At 40.0% G+C, this 20,287-nt stretch carries 19 protein-coding genes and 1 pseudogene; 13 read left to right on the top strand and 7 right to left on the bottom strand.

The window, feature by feature from the left end; translation table 11 throughout:
• Window positions 1-29: 29 nt before the first annotated feature.
• From AN161_RS31240 to AN161_RS06985, 11 genes are all read left to right on the top strand, one after another.
• The gene (locus tag AN161_RS31240) at window positions 30-107 is read left to right on the top strand and encodes a DUF2196 domain-containing protein (protein WP_343069293.1); all 78 of its coding nucleotides are present in this window, start codon (window positions 30-32) and stop codon (window positions 105-107) included.
• Window positions 108-1,182: 1,075 nt separating this feature from the next.
• The gene (locus AN161_RS07030; RefSeq protein ID WP_053593658.1) at window positions 1,183-2,415 is read left to right on the top strand and encodes a M20 family metallopeptidase; all 1,233 of its coding nucleotides are present in this window, start codon (window positions 1,183-1,185) and stop codon (window positions 2,413-2,415) included.
• Window positions 2,412-3,500 (top strand): tartrate dehydrogenase, encoded by a 1,089-nt coding sequence (locus AN161_RS07025; protein WP_053593657.1) that lies wholly within the window; start codon window positions 2,412-2,414, stop codon window positions 3,498-3,500. The genes AN161_RS07030 and AN161_RS07025 overlap by 4 nt, the downstream gene beginning before the upstream one ends.
• 1 nt (window position 3,501) lies before the next feature.
• Entirely contained in the window at window positions 3,502-4,248 is a 747-nt protein-coding gene (locus AN161_RS07020) for a glucose 1-dehydrogenase (protein ID WP_053593656.1), read from the top strand.
• Window positions 4,249-4,258: 10 nt separating this feature from the next.
• Window positions 4,259-5,713 (top strand): aldehyde dehydrogenase family protein, encoded by a 1,455-nt coding sequence (locus AN161_RS07015; RefSeq protein ID WP_053593655.1) that lies wholly within the window; start codon window positions 4,259-4,261, stop codon window positions 5,711-5,713.
• A gap of 15 nt (window positions 5,714-5,728) precedes the next feature.
• Window positions 5,729-6,757 (top strand): ABC transporter ATP-binding protein, encoded by a 1,029-nt coding sequence (locus AN161_RS07010; RefSeq protein ID WP_053593654.1) that lies wholly within the window; start codon window positions 5,729-5,731, stop codon window positions 6,755-6,757.
• On the top strand, window positions 6,732-7,709 hold the full coding sequence (locus AN161_RS07005; protein WP_053593653.1) for a dipeptide ABC transporter ATP-binding protein: 978 nt from the start codon (window positions 6,732-6,734) through the stop codon (window positions 7,707-7,709). Before AN161_RS07010 ends, AN161_RS07005 begins: the two co-directional genes overlap by 26 nt.
• 37 nt (window positions 7,710-7,746) lie before the next feature.
• A complete protein-coding gene (locus AN161_RS07000; RefSeq protein WP_053593652.1) occupies window positions 7,747-8,718 on the top strand; it encodes a P1 family peptidase in 972 nt (323 codons plus the stop codon).
• Between the two features lie 18 nt (window positions 8,719-8,736).
• Window positions 8,737-10,284, top strand: a complete 1,548-nt coding sequence (locus tag AN161_RS06995) for an ABC transporter substrate-binding protein (protein ID WP_053593651.1) — start codon at window positions 8,737-8,739, stop codon at window positions 10,282-10,284.
• A 17-nt stretch (window positions 10,285-10,301) separates the two neighbouring features.
• Window positions 10,302-11,243: an ABC transporter permease gene (locus tag AN161_RS06990; RefSeq protein ID WP_053593650.1), complete on the top strand. Its 942-nt coding sequence runs from the start codon at window positions 10,302-10,304 to the stop codon at window positions 11,241-11,243.
• Between the two features lie 12 nt (window positions 11,244-11,255).
• On the top strand, window positions 11,256-12,083 hold the full coding sequence (locus AN161_RS06985; protein WP_053593649.1) for an ABC transporter permease: 828 nt from the start codon (window positions 11,256-11,258) through the stop codon (window positions 12,081-12,083).
• On the opposite strand, the gene AN161_RS06980 is transcribed toward AN161_RS06985, so the two are convergent.
• Window positions 12,072-13,709 carry a PucR family transcriptional regulator gene (locus tag AN161_RS06980; protein ID WP_053593648.1) on the bottom strand — a complete coding sequence of 546 codons (1,638 nt, stop codon included), beginning with the start codon at window positions 13,707-13,709 and terminating at the stop codon, window positions 12,072-12,074. The genes AN161_RS06985 and AN161_RS06980 overlap by 12 nt on opposite strands.
• Before the next feature lie 205 nt (window positions 13,710-13,914).
• The gene (locus AN161_RS06975) at window positions 13,915-14,367 is read right to left on the bottom strand and encodes a MarR family transcriptional regulator (protein WP_053593647.1); all 453 of its coding nucleotides are present in this window, start codon (window positions 14,365-14,367) and stop codon (window positions 13,915-13,917) included.
• Window positions 14,368-14,621: 254 nt separating this feature from the next.
• Between AN161_RS06975 and AN161_RS06970 the strand changes: the two genes are divergently transcribed.
• Entirely contained in the window at window positions 14,622-15,062 is a 441-nt protein-coding gene (locus tag AN161_RS06970; protein ID WP_053593646.1) for a GNAT family N-acetyltransferase, read from the top strand.
• 51 nt (window positions 15,063-15,113) lie between these two features.
• Window positions 15,114-15,212: pseudogene (locus AN161_RS28660) on the top strand (YitT family protein); the annotation flags it as partial.
• Window positions 15,213-15,305: 93 nt separating this feature from the next.
• On the opposite strand, the gene AN161_RS06965 reads toward AN161_RS28660, so the two are convergent.
• The 5 genes from AN161_RS06965 to AN161_RS06945 all read right to left on the bottom strand — a co-directional run bounded on the left by AN161_RS06965 (window position 15,306) and on the right by AN161_RS06945 (window position 20,281).
• Window positions 15,306-15,695, bottom strand: coding sequence for an RDD family protein (locus tag AN161_RS06965; RefSeq protein ID WP_053593645.1), 390 nt, complete (start codon window positions 15,693-15,695; stop codon window positions 15,306-15,308).
• 69 nt (window positions 15,696-15,764) lie between these two features.
• Window positions 15,765-16,739, bottom strand: coding sequence for a carbohydrate kinase (locus tag AN161_RS06960; RefSeq protein ID WP_053593644.1), 975 nt, complete (start codon window positions 16,737-16,739; stop codon window positions 15,765-15,767).
• A 22-nt stretch (window positions 16,740-16,761) separates the two neighbouring features.
• A complete protein-coding gene (locus AN161_RS28655) occupies window positions 16,762-16,971 on the bottom strand; it encodes a hypothetical protein (RefSeq protein WP_143114660.1) in 210 nt (69 codons plus the stop codon).
• 949 nt (window positions 16,972-17,920) lie between these two features.
• On the bottom strand, window positions 17,921-18,799 hold the full coding sequence (locus tag AN161_RS06950) for a DMT family transporter (protein WP_053593642.1): 879 nt from the start codon (window positions 18,797-18,799) through the stop codon (window positions 17,921-17,923).
• Window positions 18,800-19,030: 231 nt separating this feature from the next.
• Complete coding sequence (locus tag AN161_RS06945; RefSeq protein WP_053593641.1) at window positions 19,031-20,281, bottom strand: glutamate-5-semialdehyde dehydrogenase; 1,251 nt, start codon at window positions 20,279-20,281, stop codon at window positions 19,031-19,033.
• Window positions 20,282-20,287: the final 6 nt, after the last annotated feature.

Genomic DNA, 20,287 nt, shown 5'->3' with positions numbered 1-20,287 from the left:
GAGATATCATTTAAGATATTTTTACCAAATTGGGCACTCTTCCCCACGGAATTAAAGTCAGGCTAATAGATGGACAGATTGGACGTGTACAGGAAATCCACTCTTAATAAAAGAAGCGAAAAAGCATTCAAGGGTGAACTGTCCCTGAATGCTTTTTTAATTATTTTTTTCTTTTCATTTTATAACTTGTTTAGCTAAATGCTTCATTAGTTCAATAAAGAAAAAAAGAGCTGCCTATGCAACTTAATGATCTTCATAAGTTAAGAAGAACAGCGAAGCTTATTAAACAATCGCGCCCTATTGTTGAAGATAGCAAAATATAAAAAGTGAAGACTGCATACATACGTTGTAATGAAGTAAACTAAACTAATAAAGCACAAATGATTTTGTGTATTATTAGTTTAGTTTGACTCTTCAATAGGAATTGGGTAATTACGGAATATAAGGTAGGGATTATTCAGAAAAGAAGGAGAGATACGATGTTCGATCAAGTTGCGTATTTTATTTTTAGAGCCCTAGTAATTCTAACGGTTTTGGTTGTTGTGGTTGGAATCCCTCTTGGGGATACACTGATTAGAAAAAAATAAGGAGGCTGGGACAAAAGTGTTTCAGCCAACAAAAATACCGAACTATCCAATGAAACGCTCATGAAGTGTTTCATTGGATAGTTCGGTTTTTCTATTTATCGTGTTTTGTTAATTTAGAGATTATTCGGCTTTATGAAGGAACCATTTAGTTATGTCCCAGCCTGATCACCTTAAATGCATAGTATGTTTGATTTTTTTATCATACTTCCTCGCTGCACTAATCTGCTCCGTCAGTTGAATAGCAACAATCTTTTCGAGAACAGCTTAAAACTAAAAGCTATTTATTTTTTTATCACCGAAAAATGAGATGACATGTTGATAAAACCTAAGTCATGCGAATAAGTTGATTGTAGTGGAGATCGGACGGGCCCAGCCGGAACGGAAATCAACCCTACATTATGAAAATGATCCAATCTTTTTTTTATCGAAAAACAACATAAGATAGATAATTTTGTTGTTTTCTAGTTTTTTACTACTAAACATAAAGTTAATAGCATTCTATATATTATTAACAAATTGTCTAATACTTGTTTAATAGGACAATGATAGAATTATTTGAATTCAGAATATTCTATAAAATAAGGAGGACTTATAAATGACAGTAACAAGTTTAAAGACAACGGAATCTTATATACGTGACCGAAAAGCAGTTATTGAGCTTACACAAAAGCTAGTGCGTATAGAAAGCGTTTATCGGGAAGATGATCCGAATGGCAATGAACAAGAAGTCGCGAATTTTGTCGCTCAATATTTACGTGATCTCGGGATTGAAACACATATAGAGGAGGTAGTGCCAGGCAGGCCGAATGTCATTGGTATTATTGATTCGGGTAGGCCAGGAAAAACACTCCTCTTTGAAGGACACACAGATGTCGTTACTGAAGGAAATCGTGAAGCATGGACGTACGATCCATTCGGTGCAGAAATTATGGATGGTCGAATGTATGGCCGAGGCACAAATGATACAAAAGGAAATCTTGCGTGTATGATTACAGCTTGTCAGTCGTTGTTACTGGATCAGGAAGAATTTACAGGTAAGATTATTTTATGTATTCCATGTGATGAAGAAGGATTGATGCTAGGTATTAAACATTTTATAAAAAATGGCTGGGCAGATGATGTGGATGGGGCGATTATCTGTGAGCCAGAGGAAAATAATGTATGTATCGCACAACGTGGGGCAATACGCTTGAAAGTAGATATTTTCGGTAAAATGGCGCACGGTGCAATTTCTTGGAGCGGCATTAACCCAAACTGGCGAATGGCACGCTTTATCGTGGAGCTTGAAAAATTGGAAAAAGAAGAGCAAGCACGTTTAGGGCGTGATCCGATGCTTAATTGGCCATCTATTACACCAACGATTTTACGAGCACCCGTAAAAGGGGATGCGCAAATCAATGTGATTCCTGATCATTGTATGACGACGCTTGATATTCGTACTGTACCTGCACAGGATCATGATGAGCTTCTCGGTAAAATCGAGGCAATTATCAAGCGTCTGCAAGCAGATGATCCAGATTTTAAAGTTGAGCTAACAGTGCTTGACAATCGCCCTGCTACAGCAACTGCGAAGGAGGATCCTGTTGTACAAGCCATTTATGAGGCAGTCGCTGAGGTAACGGAAAAAGAGCCGAAATATAACGGTGTCCCAGGGGCTACAGATGGAACGTTCCTTCATGTTCATGGAGTACCCATTGTTACCGTTGGAGCTGGTGATCGTGATATGCCCCACCAAATTGACGAATATGTTGATATCGAAGAATTAGCAGAAACAACAGCTATTTACCGTTTAGCAGCATTAAAGTTTTTAGCAGGTGATGTACAATGACTCACACAAAAATCGCAATTATTCCAGGGGATGGCATCGGAAAGGAAGTTATGGAAGAAGCACTAAAGATACTAAATTCTCTTCAGGAACACGATTCGTCTTTACAAATAGAAACAACCATTTTTCCTTGGAGCTCAGATTATTACCTTAAGCACGGCCGAATGATGCCATGCAATGCATTAGATATATTAAAAGAATTTGATGCGATATTATTCGGGGCTATTGGAGATGCTCGTGTTCCTGATGACGTTACCGTATGGGAATTAATTATGCCGATACGAAAAAACTTCCAGCAATATGTTAATTTCCGTCCGATTAAATCATTACCTGGCATAGCCTCACCGCTTGCCAACGGAAGAGATATTGATTTTGTTATCTTCCGGGAAAATGCGGAGGGGGAATATTCCGATAGTGGTGGTCGAATTTATCAAAATCAACCACAGGAAATGACCATTCAAAACACGATTATGACACGTATCGGAATTGAAAAAATTGTCCAAGCCGCCTGTGATTATGCCTATAAAAATGGCAAAACAAAAATTACGAGTGCGACAAAATCGAATGCTATTATTCATTCAATGAAGTTCTGGGATGAGCATACTAGAAGAATTCTTGCGCAAAGCTCAACAGCGCTAGAGCTAGAATCTATCTATATCGACGCTTTAGTAGCCTATTTCGTGGAGCGACCGCAAGATTTTCAGGTTGTTGTTGCCTCCAATTTATTCGGAGATATTTTATCAGATTTAGGGTCTGCCATTGTTGGTGGTCTTGGGTTGTCACCGTCAGCTAATTTAAATCCAGAAAAGGCATTCCCGTCTATGTTTGAGCCTGTGCATGGGTCAGCACCAGATATTGCAGGAAAGGGTATAGCAAACCCAATTGCACAAATTTGGTCACTTGCTTTGTTGCTTGGACATATTGGGAGATCGGATTTAGAAGAGCTAATTGTTCATGCGATTGAGACGGTTCTTCGAGAAGGGATCGTGAAAACCGCAGATATTGGTGGACAGGCGACAACAGCACAAATGGGTGATGCGATTTGTCAGGAAATTATCAAAATGAATTTAGCGGCAAGGGGTGTATAGCATGGCAGTAGAACAACAGGTCATCATCGTGACAGGTGCTGGCGGCGGTATGGGAAAAGCCATTATTCAGGAGCAGCTTGCAAAGGGCAATATTGTAGTTGGGCTCGATTTATCAGTAGCTTCTCTTAGCGATTTAGCGCAGGATGCCTTGCAATGCTTTGAAGTCAATGTCTTGCAAGAGGAGCATGTGAACGAAGTATTCAAGCAGGTTTTTGCCAAGTATGGACGGATTGATGGACTTGTCAATGCGCTTGGTATAGCGCAGGCAGCAACACCAATTGAGCAAGTATCGATGGACGAGTGGAATCGGTTAATGGATGTCAATGTTAAAAGCTTATTTATTACAACAAAGGCAGTCGTTCCTTATATGAAAGAGCGGCAAAAGGGCTCCATTGTAACAATCGCATCCATTTCTGCTGTACGTCCACGCCCAGGTTTGCAGGCTTATATTGCTTCTAAAGGGGCGGCAGAGAGCTTTACACGTGGTTTAGCTATTGAGCTAGCGCCGTTTCAATTACGTGTTAACACGATTCACCCAGGGCCAGCTGATACACAGATGCTCAGTCAATTTACGGCACAAGGAGCAGACATCGAGCAAACAAAGCAAAGTGTCTTTGTTCAATCGGTCCCCCTTGGACGCTTAGTAGATCCATCAGACATTGCAGGAGCAGTAAGTTATTTACTCTCTGATGCAGCGAGTATGGTTACAGGAACGACATTACATGTAGACGGTGGTCGTGGACTATAGGAGGGATAAGGTGAAAAAAATTCCGATGTTGATAAATGGAGAGTGGGTTCACGCTAGTATGGAGGCATTATTAGATGTTATGAACCCCTCTACTGGTGAAGTCATTGCCCAAATTACGAATGCAAGTAAAACTCATGTCGACAAGGCTGTACGTGCTGCACGTGTAGCGTTTGAAAGTGAAGAGTGGCGGAAAATAAAGGCCTATGAACGAGGACAGCTACTTGTTGAATTTGCCCACTATATACGCAAGCATGCAGAGGAATGGAGTTTATTAGAATGTCGTGATGTTGGAAAGCCGTTAACACAAGCGAGAGCAGATATTGAAGCAGCAGCTCGCTATTTTGAGTTTTATGGGGGAGCTGCTGATAAAGTAATGGGGGACACGATTCCCATTGAAGACGGCATTTTAAATGCGGTAGTGTTAGAGCCTGTCGGAATTACCGTACATATCGTGCCTTGGAATTATCCTATTCAAATTACTGCGAGAAGTGTAGCGGCTGCCATTGCTACTGGCAATGCAGTAATTGTCAAAAGTGCGGAGGATACGCCATTAACTACACACGCCATAACGGAATGGTTTGCGGGTAAATTGCCAAGAGGTATTTTTCAGCATATTACAGGTTTAGGTCGTGAAGTTGGGCCATATTTAACATCTCATCCTGATATCAATCATATTACGTTCACAGGCTCTGTTCCAACAGGCATTGCAGTGATGAAGTCAGCTGCTGAAAATGTTGTACCTGTAACGTTAGAGCTTGGTGGGAAATCACCAAATATTGTTTTTGCGGACGCCAACATGGAGCAAGCACTTGATGGAGTTGTACGTGCCATTATTCAGAATGCCGGACAAACATGCTCAGCAGGGGCCAGATTACTTATTGAAGAAAGTGTGAAAGAGACCTTTATCGCGCAATTAGTGCAAAAATTCCAAGCTTTAAAAGTTGGTCCGGGTGAGGCAGACGTTGATATGGGGCCACTTCTAAATGAACGACAATATACGAAGATTTCAACACTGCTGCAAAAGGCGAAGGAAGATGGTTATGTGGTCACTGGTGGTGAAACACTGACGATTGAAGGCTATGAAAAGGGCTATTATGTTGAACCAACAATACTTGCAGGGGTAGAAGCAAATGATGCACTTGCACAGGAGGAAATATTCGGACCTGTGTTGACTGTATTGACGTTTACGACGGTTGAGGAAGCAATTGCCTTAGCGAATAGTACAGACTACGGTTTAGTTGCAGGTGTGTGGTCAAAGGATATAGATACTGCCCATTATGTCGCAAGTCGAGTGCAGGCTGGACAAGTGTTTATCAATAATTATGGAGCAGCAGGCGGAATTCAAATGCCGTTTGGTGGCTATAAAAAGAGCGGTATTGGTCGAGAAAAAGGTTTTGTGGCGTTAAGAAATTATACGCAAATGAAAAATATCGCAATACGCTATGCACCACCAAATCAAATATGAGATGGAGGAATGCATATGGATCAGTCAAAAGAAAATCAGGTGCTCCTAGAGGTAAATCATTTAAAAATAAAATTCCATTTAAAAAATGGTCAGCAGGCGAAAGTTGTTGATGATGTGAGCTTTGCCATTCGTAAGGGAGAGACGGTTGCGCTTGTAGGTGAGTCTGGAAGCGGTAAAAGTATTACATCGTTATCCATTATGCGGTTACTGCCCATACCACCAGGAGAAATTACAGCTGGTACGATTAAATTGAATGGTAAAAATCTCTTAGACTATAAAAATAAAGAGATGAGCAATATAAGAGGCAAGGAAATTAGTATGATTTTTCAAGAGCCGATGACATCATTAGATCCAGTTTTTACAATCGCTAATCAAATGATGGAAGGAATTCGTAGGCATCAAGGGATTTCAAAAAAAGAAGCGAGGGAGAAATCTCTACAACTCTTAAAAGAAGTTGGTATTGCCAATGCAGAAAAGGTTATTGCTGAATATCCGCATCAATTATCAGGTGGTATGCGTCAGCGTGTCATGATTGCGATTGCCATGTCCAATAACCCTCAGTTGCTGATTGCTGATGAGCCGACAACGGCACTTGATGTAACAGTACAAGCACAAATTTTAAAGCTTATGATGAAGATGAAGGAAGAACATCATTCGGCTATATTATTTATTACGCATGATATGAGCGTTGTAGCGGAAACGGCAGACCGAGTTATGGTCATGTATGCAGGACAAATCGTAGAAGAAGCACCCGTGCGAGAGCTTTTTATGAATCCAAAGCATCCGTATACATCTGCTCTTTTAAAAACAATGCCTAATCTAGACGCAGATGTTAAAAGGTTGCCGTCAATCCCAGGCACTGTTCCACCAGCTTATGCGTTACCAGAGGGCTGTCGCTTTGCACCACGCTGTCCATTTGCGATGGAACGATGCCATGAGGTGCAGCCTGAGGTAATCCATATTCAAGACGAGCATAAAGTGCGCTGTCATTTATTCACGGAGAAGGGGGCGCTTGATTATGACGAAGAAAGAAGTTTTGCTTGAAATTAATCATTTAAAAGCCTACTTTCCTGTGAAACGTAAGTCGATGAAGGAAGAGAAAAAGGTCATTAAAGCAGTCGATGATATTTCTCTTGAAATTTTCCGTGGCGAGACACTTGGTATCGTTGGAGAATCCGGCTCAGGGAAATCGACGTTTGGTCGAACTATTTTAAAACTCGTTGAACCGACCGAGGGAGAAATTTTCTATAAAGGACAGCCCATTCAGCAGTTAAAGGGAAGTAAGCTGCAAACCTATCGTAATCAAATGCAAATGATTTTTCAGGATCCTTTTGCATCACTCAATCCTCGTATGCGAATAGGTGCCATTATCGAAGAGCCGATGAAGCTACAATTAACATTAACGAAAGAGCAACGCAAAGAACGTGTAAAGGAGCTTTTACAAAAGGTTGGTTTACCAGAAGATGCTATGCAAAAGTTCCCGCATGAATTTTCCGGCGGCCAAAGACAACGAATCGGGATTGCGCGGGCGCTTGCTATTCATCCAGAGTTCATTATTGCAGATGAGCCTGTGTCTGCACTAGATGTTTCGGTGCAGTCACAGGTCTTGAACTTAATGATGGATTTACAGGATGAATTTCATTTGACCTATTTATTTATTTCACATGATTTAAGCGTTGTGAAACATATTAGCGATCGAGTGGCTGTCTTGTATTTAGGGAGGGTAGTGGAAATTGGCGCAAAGAAAGAATTATATGCGAATCCTCTGCATCCATATACGCAGGCATTGCTATCAGCCATTCCAATTATCAATTTTGATAAACCGAAACAAGAAATATCGTTACAGGGAGAATTGCCAAGCCCTATGAATCCTCCTGTAGGTTGTGTGTTTCATACACGTTGTCCATATGTGATGGAAAGATGTCATCAGGAGCGACCTGTGCTTCAGGAAGAAAATATACAACAACGGGTAGCGTGCTTTTTATATGATAAGTAAACTGAAAATTTTGTTTTCGTAGAGTGAGGTGTGTATTATGTTTGGAAATATTACAGATGTGCCTGGAGTTAAGGTTGGGCATGCAGAAAATAGTGAAGGAATTACTGGCTGTACAGCGATTTTAGTGGAAAATGGTGCAGTTTGCGGTGTCGATGTAAGAGGTTCTGCACCAGGCACTCGAGAGACTGATGCACTTGATCCTATTAACGAAATTAATCATGTACATGGGATTTGCTTGTCCGGAGGAAGTGCATTCGGATTGGATGCTGCGACAGGAGTCATGCAATTTTTAGAGGAGCAGGGTATTGGTGTGGATGCAGGTGTTGCTACCATTCCAATTGTTCCTAGTGCTGTACTGTTCGATCTATTTATCGGTGATCCAAAGACAAGACCTACTGCTCGAATGGGCTATGAAGCAGCTAAGAGTGCGGTTATTGGTCCATTTGCAAATGGTAATACAGGAGCCGGTTATGGTGCGACGATAGGTAAATTGGCAGGTCCTCAATTTTGTATGAAAGGGGGGCTAGGTAGTGCCTCTATAGCTGGCAAAGAGGGTGTTGTTGTTGGCGCCATTGTGGCTGTCAACGCTGTTGGGGATGTAAAAGATCCTAATACAAGAGAAACACTAGCAGGTGCAAGGAATCCGAAAACAGGGGAATGGATTGATTGCTGTGCTTATTTAGAAGAGTATGTGCAATCGGAAGCATTGTCTGGTACGAATACGACAATCGGTGTCATTGCAGTGAATGCCAGGCTGACAAAAGCAGAGGCGAAAAAAATAGCTCAGCTTACACAAAATGCTCTCGCACGGACGATTTATCCTGTTCACACAATGCTGGATGGAGATACGATTTTCGTGCTAGGTACAGGAGATAAAACATATCCAGTTGACTATTTGGGCCATTTGGCTACGAGAGCTATGGAGGTAGCGATCATTGCTGGCATTAAAGCTGCTGATAAATTAGATGAAGTAGAAAGCTTTAAAAGCATTCAAATAATGAGCACATAGGGGATAGGGGGAAATGACATGAGGCTGAAGAACAATTGGTTGATACTGTTGTTGATATTGATAGTAGGTTTACTAATAAGTGCCTGTTCAAATGATGACGGAAAAGATGCAAGTTCTGGTGGAAAGTCAGTAGCAGATTTACCTCAAGACATCGTAGTCCGTGTTAATGATGATCCAGATTTTTTAGATCCACATAAGGCAACAGCATCTATTTCGTACCAAATGATTCTTAATATTTTTGAAGGACTAATGGCACCGGAAACAGATGGAACTTTAATAGAAGGGTTAGCCGAAAGCTATGCAATATCTGAAGATGGTTTAACATACACATTCAATATTCGTCCGGGAGTGAAATTTCATAATGGTGAGGATTTAACTGTTGAGGATATTCAGTATTCATTTGATCGTTTAATGGGGAAAAACGGTGGTGAAAAGATGTCAAACAGCTTTGATAATGTTGCCTCAACAGAAGCACCAGATGCTAATACATTTGTGATCAAGCTAAAAGAGCCGAACTCTAACTTCTTATATTCATTAACTGCTCGACAATCAGCTATCTTACCAAAAAGCAATGATGGAAAGCATAATGAAAACCCGATAGGTACGGGACCGTTTGCTTATGTAAAATACTCTCCAGGTACTAATTTAGAATTGAAGAAAAATGAACACTACTGGAAGGAAGGGTTACCATACTTGAACAAAGTAACGTTTACCTTCCAATCGGATGATCAAGCAGCGATTATGAGTTTAATGGCCAATGAAGTCGATTTAACGAGTGTACCTTGGCAGCGCGTAAGTGAAGTAGGAGATAACTATAACTTATCTCATCAAAATAATAACTCATCATTAATCGTTACATTTAATGAAACGAAAGCACCTTTTGATAATGTAAAGGTGCGTCAAGCCATTAACTACGCGGTTAGTAAGTCCGATATTATTGACTCAGTGTTTGCAGGCTATGCTGTACCACTTGGTTCAAATATGAGTCCGGCGATGGGGGACTATCAAAAGAAAGGCTTAGAAAATATGTATAAGCGTGATGTGGAAAAAGCCAAAGCATTATTAGCAGGAGCGGGCTATCCAAATGGCTTTAAAACAAAAATTACAGTGTCTTCGCATAATGATATGTATTCAAATATCGCGCAAATCGTAGCGGCTAATTTAAAGGAAATCGGTATTGATGTGGAAATTGAGGTTGTAGAATGGGGCATTTGGCTAGACCGAGTTTACTTTGGACGCGACTATCAAATGACAACGATCGATTTAACAGGTCGTGCATCTGCCTATGAAATTTTAAATGATTACATTTCAACGAATGATAGTGAAAACTTTTTCAAATTTAAAAATGATGAATACGACAAAATTATGGCAGACGTTTTAAAGGAAAGAGATCAGGCAAAACAAATTGACTATTACCATCGTGCACAGGAAATTTTAGCTGAGCAGGCAGCAGCGGTATACATCGCAGATTATCAAATTGTTTGGGGCTCTAAAAAGCAAATTGCTGGATTAAAGAGTTATCCATTCTGGTTCCATGATATGTCTGAGGTTAAAATTTCTAACTAGAAAGGGATGAGTGCTTGATGATGTATATTATACGTCGGTTCATCCTGTTAATAACAACCATCCTTCTAGTTTCGATGATTACATTCGGTGTTTTTCAAATTTTACCTGGTGATCCGGTTCGGACAATGTTAGGCACCGAAGCGGATCCCACACAAATTGAAAATTTGCGATCAGAGCTTGGCTTGAATCGCCCCCTTTATGAGCAATATATGGATTGGATGAAGGGATTATTGACAGGGGAATTAGGAAATTCCATTCGTTTTTCAATGCCAGTAAAAGAATTATTATTTGACAGACTTCCTGTCACGATGTCATTGGCTGGGCTCACCCTCTTAATGGTGTTAATCATTTCCTTACCATTAGGGATGTTTGCGGCGAGAAGACAAAATAAGCTCAGTGATGTGTCGCTGTCGACAGTGACGCAAGTTGGCATGGCCATTCCTTCTTTCTGGCTTGGCATGATACTCATTTTATATATTGGCATGCAGTTCAGCTTCTTTAAAATAAGTGGGTATATTCCGTGGACGCAAAGTGTAGCAGGAGCGCTAAGTACGCTCATTCTCCCAGCATTAACAATTGCGATTCCGCAAATTGCGGTCAATTTTCGTTATGTTCGTACAGCCATTTTAGAGCAAGTTCAGCTCGATTATGTGCGTACGATTCGCAGTAAAGGGATGTCTGAGCAAAATGTTATGTATAAGCATGTCTTAAAAAATTCGATGATTCCAATATTAACGGTATTTGGATTGATCATGGCTGAAGTTGTTGCTGGAACGATTATTGTGGAGCAAGTATTTTCGCTACCGGGTGTCGGTCAACTCCTCATCACGGCTATAAGTAATCGTGATTTTCCATTAGTACAGGGAATCGTGATGTATATTACTGTTGCGGTGGTCATGATCAATTTTATGGTCGATATTTTATATTCTGTGTTAGATCCTAGAATCCGATTACGATGAAAGGTGGATACGATGAAAAATATACAAAGGTACATGAAAAATATCAATTTAATCATTGGTCTACTAGTCATTGTCGGTTTTCTAATCGTAATGATTATCAGCTTTTTTTATACACCGCATGATGTGAACTCGATGAATATACCTCAAAAATTACGTAGCCCAAGTAGTGATTATCTTTTTGGTACGGATGAATTTGGTCGTGATATTTTTAGCCGTATTATGAAAGGGACACAAACGGCCTTTACAGTCGGACTACTAACGGTATTTATCGGAACAATTTTTGGTATTTTAATTGGGGGGATAGCGGGGTATGTAGGAGGCTGGATCGATGAAATTTTTATGCGTATGATGGATGCATTAATGGCCTTTCCAGGAATTATATTAGCTTTAATGCTCGTTGCGGTATTTGGGCCAGGGATTGTTAATACTGCTATTGCATTAGGCATTATTGCTATACCGGCCATTGCTAGAATTGCGCGTAGTGGATTCGTCCAACATCGTGACACTGAATATGTCTTAGCAGCAAAGTTAATCGGCGCAAAACCTTATAGCATAATGTTTCGCCATATATTACCCAATATTTCATCGCAGATTATCGTCGCCGCAACTGTAACCTTTGCAACTGCGATGCTTGCGGAGGCGGCACTGAGTTATTTAGGGCTTGGAGTGCAGCCACCAAACCCTAGTTGGGGACGAATGTTAAAAGATTCACAAGCTTATTTAGTTGGAGCCCCTTGGTACACTTATGCACCAGGTGGGGCCATTACAGTACTTGTATTAGGTTTGTATATGCTTAGCAATGCATTACGCGATTTTATGGATCCACGTTCAAAAGCGTAAAATATCAGGTGCTGTTTTTTTCAATAATTCATAGGCCTTCACCGCTATTTCTATATTGAGGCGGTGAGGGGCCTGTAAAAAATCAGCTCCTAAAATATTTTCTAGTCGTTCAATTCGCTTATAGAGTGTTTGACGGACAATAAATAGTTGTTCAGCTGTATCATTCTTGGCACCATTACATGCTAAATAAACACAGAGCGTTTGATAAAGGTCATTACCGTTCTTTTGATCAATCAACAGTATTTCTTGTAAATAATCTTTAACGTATTGCAAAAGGGCAACATGATCCTGATGTAATAACAATCTGTAAACACCTAAATCCTTGTAGTAAATAGAAGAAGCAAGTTCATTGTGTTGCATTTGAATGGTTGTTTTTGCCTCTTTATAGCCTTGCTGTACGCTGTTAATGGATTGATAAACATTGCTAATACCAAAGGTAAGGGTTATTTGCTCGAAAAGCTGTGGTGTTTTTCGAGCAACAATCTGCTGTATAGCTTGATTAAAAGAGTCGCGATTTTCCTCCATATCATCTGCAGCAATGTAAAATGCAAGGATAATAATTTCATGCTGTCGAACCGACACGGTAGGGAAAAAGCCAAGTTTTTTTATAATGGAGCGAACAAACATGACATTTTGTAGCTGTATTTCTTGCCAGTCTTCCTCTGAAAAGGTATTGGCATAATCAAGCATATTAAATACGACTACGCGATAAAATAAGTTGCGACTTTCCATCGGCAAATAACTTTGATAATACTGAAGATCAATCGGTTCTCCTTGTATTAAGGCGAGGATAAATTCATCCTCACGACTTTGCTGCCGTTCCTGTAGCATTCGATTACGCATTAATATTTGGGCAATAGACATCGTTGCACGTTCAAGGTTTAACAATGTATAATCACTTGGCTTCGGCAGTGCAGAACGCATACATAAATAGCCCCATACTTGTCCAAGTCCATTGACAGGAATGATGACGAAATGATCTTTATCAATGGACATTAGTTGAATGGGTTCGTGTAATTCTAGTTGCTGACAGTGGTCCTCCATAAGATGTAAATACTTTTTGGCTTCTATTGGATAATAAAAGCTTTTTGTATCTTCAGAGACAAATAAAAATAATGCATCTGTATCTTGATGAAGCACCTGTAAAATTTTTAAAATCCCATTTGGCATTAACGACAATTCCATAAAAGTCCTTGATATCGTATCAAGCTGTGTTAATGCTTGCTGATGCTGATTAATAATGTAAGTATGTAGATCCTGCGTAATATCGATAAATCTTACAACCTCTTCAAAAATGATGATAGGAAAATCATGAGCATTAGCCATTGCAACTAGTTCTGCAGGAACATAATTAAAATAATCACCAATCTCAATACAAAGAGCTGCAGCACCGTTACGAATAAGGTTTTCCAAGTAAGCAATTTGTGTTTCACGCTCTAACTGTAAACCTACACCGGTTGTTAATATGAGCTCACCGCCATTTATTAAAGTATCAAAATCTTTTATTTCTAAAATATGTGTCCATAGTACTTGTCGATTTAGACCTTGTTGTCCAGCGATTAGCTTGGCAGATTCAAAATGCTTTCGCTTTAATACATCACGTACAAGTAGAGGATGTTTCGACATAAATAAGCACCTACCTTTCGTATGTACTTTAATAATTATGTTAGATTAGTCAGAAATTTTCAACATTAACTAGAATAATAGAGTAAATTTGGTGAATAAGGGTTCCCCGGGATAGAGGCGGACGGATGTATGGCGTGAAGAGATAAAAAGGTATTCTTCGCAAAGAAAGGCGATTCCAAATGCTCAGAAGCGCAAGGAATCGCCTTTAATAATTTCGTTTATGACCTTTTTTTACATATTCCCAATCAATTTCAATGTTTTGACGAATACGAATTAATAAGTTGTGAACATTGTCAATTTCTTCAGGAGAAAAACCATCTAGTGCTCTAGCATTCGAATATTCTCCTTCTCTCTTTAAAAACGGGTAAATTTTTAAACTTTTGTCAGTTGGGAAAAGCTGTTTGTTTTTCTTGTTACCAACTTCATTTCGTTTTTCTATAAAGCCTTTTATCTCCAACTTTTGAATCGCTCGGGAGGCAGTTGTGCGATCTACCTTTAATAGTTCAGCAACCTTTTCCTGAATAATGCCAGGGTTTTCGCAGATGCGAGTGACATACAAATACTGACCCTTTGTTAAATCAAGTTCTTTAAACTCGATATTACTAATGGAATCAAGTGCCCGCGCAATCGCACCAATATCTCGCAAAATTTCCTTCATTGATTGCCTCCGAAAAATTTATTGTATTTGCAATAAAAAATACTCTATACTATATATTATCATCCATGCAAGGAAATTTCACTTCATATCTACAGTGGGGGTTCTTTTGCAAAGCAGGTCTAGCGGTGAAGAGGACGGTTATAGCAGCGGAAAAAGCAGTTTTAGCGGCGAAGCATACGGCTCACCGACGGAAAACAAAGTTCTATCAACGGAGAGTACGCTCCTAACAGCAAAAAACGAGGAGGAATATAAAGATGAACACGAAAAAAATAACAGATGAACAGGATTTACAAACAGCATTTGCCATTCGTCAAAAAGTGTTTATAGAGGAGCAAAAGGTTCCAAAGGAAGAAGAATATGATGAATTCGACACACTAGATGCAGCATGTGATCATATTTTTGTGTACTATAACGAACAACCCGTTGGCACTGGCAGACTGCGAGTTGTTGATGGTTACGGCAAACTAGAGCGTATATGTATATTAATAGAATTCCGTAAATTTGGATTAGGTAAAGTCATAATCCAAGGTCTAGAGGAAATAGCACTTGAAAAAGGTTTAACAAAATCTAAATTAAATGCGCAATCCTATGCAGAGGGCTTTTATGAAAAATTAGGCTATAAACGTGCAGGAGAAGAGTTTATGGATTGTGGAATCCCACATATTTTAATGAAAAAGCAATTGAATAGGGAGTAGTATGTACAGGTAGCAGAAATGGAAATATACACTATACTTTAGCGGCATCTGATGCAATCTAAGCTTGGTACATCTCCGTTCGACGCATTACTAGTTGGTTTATCGAAGAAGGTTGGTTTAACAGTAGGCAGCTGGGAAATCATGACGTCCTTCTTCGATATTTTCTTCCTTCACAACGCAATAATTTATTCCCTATATATTAAAACAAGCTGCCCAAAATTATATTTGAGCAGCTCTATTTTTCTAGACTTCTTTTACAACAGTACCTGAGAAGCTGTCGTGAGGAAGAAGTTGTCCATTTTGTTGTTCAAATGCTTTTGGATTTTTCAAGTAATCGAATGTACTAATTGTGTCTCGGTAAGCCATGCGCTTGATAATTTGAGGGGAAGTTAGCTCTGACCCATTTTCATTTGCAAGTTCGAGTCCCATTTTTTTGTAGCCAACTGTTTGCCCTTTTTTACGTAATTGTGCAAATTCAAGTGACCACATCACGACTGTTGGTGTGACAATGGCATGAATCGCCTCGTTTTTCACTTTTTTTCGCAAGACATATTCTACACCAGCTGTGACAGCCGTTGAAATTGCCAAATCAATGAGAAATGCTTTTGTTCGTTTTTTTGTAATAGATTTCACTAGAGCTCCTCCTCTTATTTAACTTGTCTCTACCTAATACGAATGACAACAGAATAAGTTCCAATATATTCAAAAGATCATGTCATTTTTAAATGACAGTTCATGCTTGGCAAGATAAGATGCAATGGCACCATGTTTTTCTGTTGAAGCTCCTGCATAGCGATTCGCGAATGTAAGGAGGGGGATAGCGTACTGCTTACAAAAGTCGACTAAGTTTATCGCTGTAATCTGCTTGCTAAGGAAAATACTTAACACTCCTCCAATAAAAGCATCGCCCGCTCCAGTTGTATCAATTGCATGGACCTCGTCAGCTGGCACTTTGACATGAAGCTTGTTAGTGTAAAGACTTGCACCTTCTGCTCCCCGAGTAATTATGAGTACTTGTACTTTCCCTTGAAATAATGTTTGGACTGCTATTTCTTCGTCCTCCATAGCCGTTAAAAATAAAAGCTCCTCCTCAGATAATTTAACAATGTGGGCCTTTGGTAAAAATTCTAAAATAGTTTGACGACATGCCTTCTCATCATTCCATAATGGCAATCGAACATTGGGATCAAATGAAACAAGACTACCAGCCTGATGAGCCTGTTCTATCAAGGACACATGTGCATGTTTCATTGGGCTTTCCACTAAATTAACTGAACAAAAATGAAGAATATCTTTACCTGTTAATATATTGGGCGGAAGTTGTTCTTTGTTGTAAAGCAAATCTGCTGCGTGACGACGATAAAATAAGAAGTCACGGCCTCCGTCATTTGTCAAGGAAACGAAGGCTAAACTTGTTTCACCCTCAACAGTTTGAACGATATAGTTCGTATCAACATCAGCCTTTTTTAACGTTTCTACAAGAAAATCTCCAAAAGCATCTTGACCTACCTGTGTGATGAGAGCTGCTCGTTGCCCAAGTTTTGCACAAACAGCAGCAACATTGGCAGGGGCCCCACCAGCATTTTTAGTAAATAGCTCTACTGTAGCAAGGGAGGTATTTTGCTCAGTAGGCGTAAAATCAATTAATAATTCACCAATTGCATAAAGTTTATTCACGAAAAACCCTCCTCTATATCAATTAATTCCGCCTTGGCGTAATTGTTGCTGACGCTTTGCTTTCGCACAGAAGAATTGCCACAGGGCGTGGCTTTCCGTCGCTTTGCACTTTGTATCCGTCGTACTGCCAGTCGGTTCCGTCGCCTTCATTTCTATCCGTCGTACTGTTCGACCTTTCCGTCACTATGCGCTTTGTATCCGTCGTACTGCCAGCCGGTTCCGTCGCCTTCATTTCTATCCGTCGCTCTGTTCGACCTTTCCGTCGCTTTGCACTTTGTATCCGTCGTACTGCCAGTCGGTTCCGTCGCCTTCATTTCTATCCGTCGCTCTGTTCGACCTTTCCGTCGCTTTGCACTTTGTATCCGTCGTACTGCCAGTCGGTTCCGTCGCCTTCATTTCTATCCGTCGCTCTGTTCGACCTTTCCGTCGCTTTGCACTTTGTATCCGTCGTACTGCCAGTCGGTTCCGTCGCCTTCATTTCTATCCGTCGCTCTGTTCGACCTTTCCGTCGCTTTGCACTTTGTATCCGTCGTACTGCCAGTCGGTTCCGTCGCCTTCATTTCTATCCGTCGTACTGTTCGACCTTTCCGTCACTATGCGCTTTGTATCCGTCGTACTGCCAGCCGGTTCCGTCGCCTTCATTTCTATCCGTCGCTCTGTTCGACCTTTCCGTCGCTTTGCACNCGCTTCGCTTTGCACTTTGTATCCGTCGTACTGCCAGTCGGTTCCGTCGCCTTCATTTCTATCCGTCGTACTGTTCGACCTTTCCGTCGCTTTGCACTTTGTATCCGTCGTACTGCCAGTCGGTTCCGTCGTCTTCATTTCTATCCGTCGTACTGTTCGACCTTTCCGTCACTATGCGCTTTGTATCCGTCGTACTGCCAGTCGGTTCCGTCGCCTTCATTTCTATTCGTCGTACTGTTCGACCTTTCTATCACCTTGCCCTTGGCGTTCTTAGACTGAGTTCCTCTATTTCAGTATGTGTTTGGATATCCACTGAAAAGGAAGCACACCCGCATTCATCTCTTCACCTTTAAAGGTGGGAGTCTTCTGTAACTGACGTTTCACTTACGTTACAAAAAAATCTGTAACTGACGTTTCACTTACGTTACAAAAAAAATCTGTAACTGACGCATCGCTTTCGCTACAAAAAACATCCGCTGAATGAAGATAGATAAAAACTAAACCTGAGACAAACGCCTTTTCTTTGGTACGTAAATTGTGTAAAAAATGCCGCCAAAAATTAATGCAATACCAACTGTTTGCATGAAGCTCGGCATAAAATCAAGCAACAGCATATCAAGTAATATAGCCACAACCGGGTCAATAAATACTAAAACAGAAACTAGAATTGTAGAGAGACTACGAATACTATCAAAAAATAAATAGTAAACAAAGCCTGTATGAATAAAGCCTGTTCCTAAAATATAAAGCCAGTTCGTTGTCGTTAAGCCTTCAAACAGTGAAAAATCAACAAACGGGAATAGTATGACAATTCCGACTGCTGTTTGGATGAATGTTAATGCGTAGGAGCTAAGTTTTGTGATGGTTTTACTTGTTAGCATCGTAAACGCGTAAAATAACGCAGACAGTAACGCCCAAATAAAGCCTGATTTCATAAATTCAGAGAGTGACAAAAAATTATTTAAGCCGATAATGAACATACTGCCAATAAAACAAGTTAATGTTGCTAGCAATGCTTGGATAGTCATCTTTTCTTTTAAAAACAATGCGCCAAAAATTAATACGAATATTGGTGCTAAATTATAGATAGAAATGGCAATAGAAATCGACATTTCTTCAAAGGCTTTAAATAAAAATACCCAGTTTAAGACGATAAAAACACCACAAATAAGTGTACGTACTATTTCTTTTTTATCCCATTTCTCCGTTTTATGACCACTTGTAACGAGCCACATCCCTCCTAGAAAGAGGGTAGCGCAAATACATCTGACAAAAACTAGCTCGGTAGCAGGAACGCCAGTATGAACGGTAAAAAATCCAATGGAGCCAAAAAGGGCCATTGAAACAGTTAGTTTTATAATTGCTGAAATGTTCATACAAAACCTTCTTTCCTTTATAATGTTTGACGCTTGTGAAAATAGAAGAGAATTAACGTTTTTCCGCTCCGTTATCAAAGTTCTTTGGCCAGGTAGAGGTCAGAACTGCTCGGCTAGGAGTAGAATCTGCCCTAGCTCCTCTACAAATCTTTCAATCCCAAAGTGCAAAAAATAAGCAAAGAAAGCCGACAGCGTATGTCAACTGCCGGCTTTTCATTAATAGTTCTACAATTATTCTCGGATTTGTCCGTTACCGTGAATGTAATACTTTGTAGATGTTAACGCAGGTAATCCCATTGGCCCACGAGCATGTAATTTTTGCGTACTAATGCCGATTTCTGCACCATAGCCAAATTCAAAGCCGTCTGTGAAACGAGTAGAGGCGTTATGATAGACAGCTGCAGCATCCACGCTATTTAAGAAAGTATCCGCTACTAACTGATCCTCCGTCATGATGGCTTCAGAGTGGTTTGTACCGTATTTATTAATGTGCTCGATTGCTTCATAAACGTTTTCCACAATATTAACGCTTATTTTTAAATCTAAATATTCAGTTGCATAGTCTTCTGTTGTTGCTGGATGAGCGAAATCAAGAGCTTGACAAACGATTTCATCACCGATAATTGTGACACCTGCTTGATGGATGGCACTTAATAACTGTTTACCATGCTCATTAAACCAATCGGAATGAATAAGTAAGCTTTCTGCTGCATTACAAACAGAAGGGCGTTGTGTTTTCGCATTGATACAAATTTTTTCTGCTTTTATGTAATCGGCAGTTTGGTCTACGTAAATATGACAGTTGCCAGCACCTGTTTCTAACACTGGTACAGTGGCCTCATTTACTACTAAGTCAATAAGTGCCTTTCCTCCACGAGGAATCAAAACATCTAAGTATTCTTTTAAATGGAATAATTCTTTGACAGTTTCACGATTTGTATCCTCGATTAATTGTACAGCGTCCATAGGGATAGACGTTTTTCTAAGTGCACGATGAATACTTGCCACAAGGGCCATATTAGAAAATTTGGCAGAAGAGCTACCACGTAAAATGACAGCATTGCCTGTTTTCAATGATAATGTTGCCGCATCCACTGTTACATTAGGGCGCGCCTCGTAAATCATCCCGATAACGCCAAGAGGGACCAGACGTTTTTCTATCAGTAAACCATTATCTTTTTCTATTCGCTCTAAGAGATTGCCGACTGGATCATTTAATTCTACAAGTAACTGAATGGCATTTGACATAGCTTCTACTCGTTCTTTATTTAGCATGATTCGATCAAGTGTAGAAGCAGGCATTCCTTGTTTCTCGCCATTTACTAAATCCTTTGCATTTTCAGCAATGATAGTATCTTGGTCGATTAGTAACTGCTCAGCAATTTTTGTGAGAGCCTCATTTTTTTCGCAAGTTGTTTTAATATTTAAAATATAGCTTGCGGCTTTTGCCAACTTTCCTTTTTGTTGAACTTCACTTGTCATGTAAAT

Origin of the sequence: Lysinibacillus sp. FJAT-14222 (assembly GCF_001278875.1) — a bacterium.
GTDB classification, from domain to species: domain Bacteria; phylum Bacillota; class Bacilli; order Bacillales_A; family Planococcaceae; genus Lysinibacillus; species Lysinibacillus agricola.
This window is presented reverse-complemented; position numbering and strand designations above follow the sequence as displayed.

What these genes read in the sequence shown, in the direction of transcription:
- AN161_RS06975 (WP_053593647.1), bottom strand. Translation starts at nt 14,367, where the DNA reads ATGAAGGAAATTTTGCGAGATATTGGTGCGATTGCGCGGGCACTTGAT.
- AN161_RS07005 (WP_053593653.1), top strand. Translation starts at nt 6,732, where the DNA reads ATGACGAAGAAAGAAGTTTTGCTTGAAATTAATCATTTAAAAGCCTAC.
- AN161_RS28655 (WP_143114660.1), bottom strand. Translation starts at nt 16,971, where the DNA reads ATGAAGGCGACGGAACCGGCTGGCAGTACGACGGATACAAAGCGCATA.
- AN161_RS06950 (WP_053593642.1), bottom strand. Translation starts at nt 18,799, where the DNA reads ATGAACATTTCAGCAATTATAAAACTAACTGTTTCAATGGCCCTTTTT.
- AN161_RS07010 (WP_053593654.1), top strand. Translation starts at nt 5,729, where the DNA reads ATGGATCAGTCAAAAGAAAATCAGGTGCTCCTAGAGGTAAATCATTTA.
- AN161_RS07030 (WP_053593658.1), top strand. Translation starts at nt 1,183, where the DNA reads ATGACAGTAACAAGTTTAAAGACAACGGAATCTTATATACGTGACCGA.
- AN161_RS07020 (WP_053593656.1), top strand. Translation starts at nt 3,502, where the DNA reads ATGGCAGTAGAACAACAGGTCATCATCGTGACAGGTGCTGGCGGCGGT.
- AN161_RS06945 (WP_053593641.1), bottom strand. Translation starts at nt 20,281, where the DNA reads ATGACAAGTGAAGTTCAACAAAAAGGAAAGTTGGCAAAAGCCGCAAGC.
- AN161_RS06970 (WP_053593646.1), top strand. Translation starts at nt 14,622, where the DNA reads ATGAACACGAAAAAAATAACAGATGAACAGGATTTACAAACAGCATTT.
- AN161_RS06985 (WP_053593649.1), top strand. Translation starts at nt 11,256, where the DNA reads ATGAAAAATATACAAAGGTACATGAAAAATATCAATTTAATCATTGGT.
- AN161_RS07000 (WP_053593652.1), top strand. Translation starts at nt 7,747, where the DNA reads ATGTTTGGAAATATTACAGATGTGCCTGGAGTTAAGGTTGGGCATGCA.
- AN161_RS06990 (WP_053593650.1), top strand. Translation starts at nt 10,302, where the DNA reads ATGATGTATATTATACGTCGGTTCATCCTGTTAATAACAACCATCCTT.
- AN161_RS07025 (WP_053593657.1), top strand. Translation starts at nt 2,412, where the DNA reads ATGACTCACACAAAAATCGCAATTATTCCAGGGGATGGCATCGGAAAG.
- AN161_RS06980 (WP_053593648.1), bottom strand. Translation starts at nt 13,709, where the DNA reads ATGTCGAAACATCCTCTACTTGTACGTGATGTATTAAAGCGAAAGCAT.
- AN161_RS06995 (WP_053593651.1), top strand. Translation starts at nt 8,737, where the DNA reads ATGAGGCTGAAGAACAATTGGTTGATACTGTTGTTGATATTGATAGTA.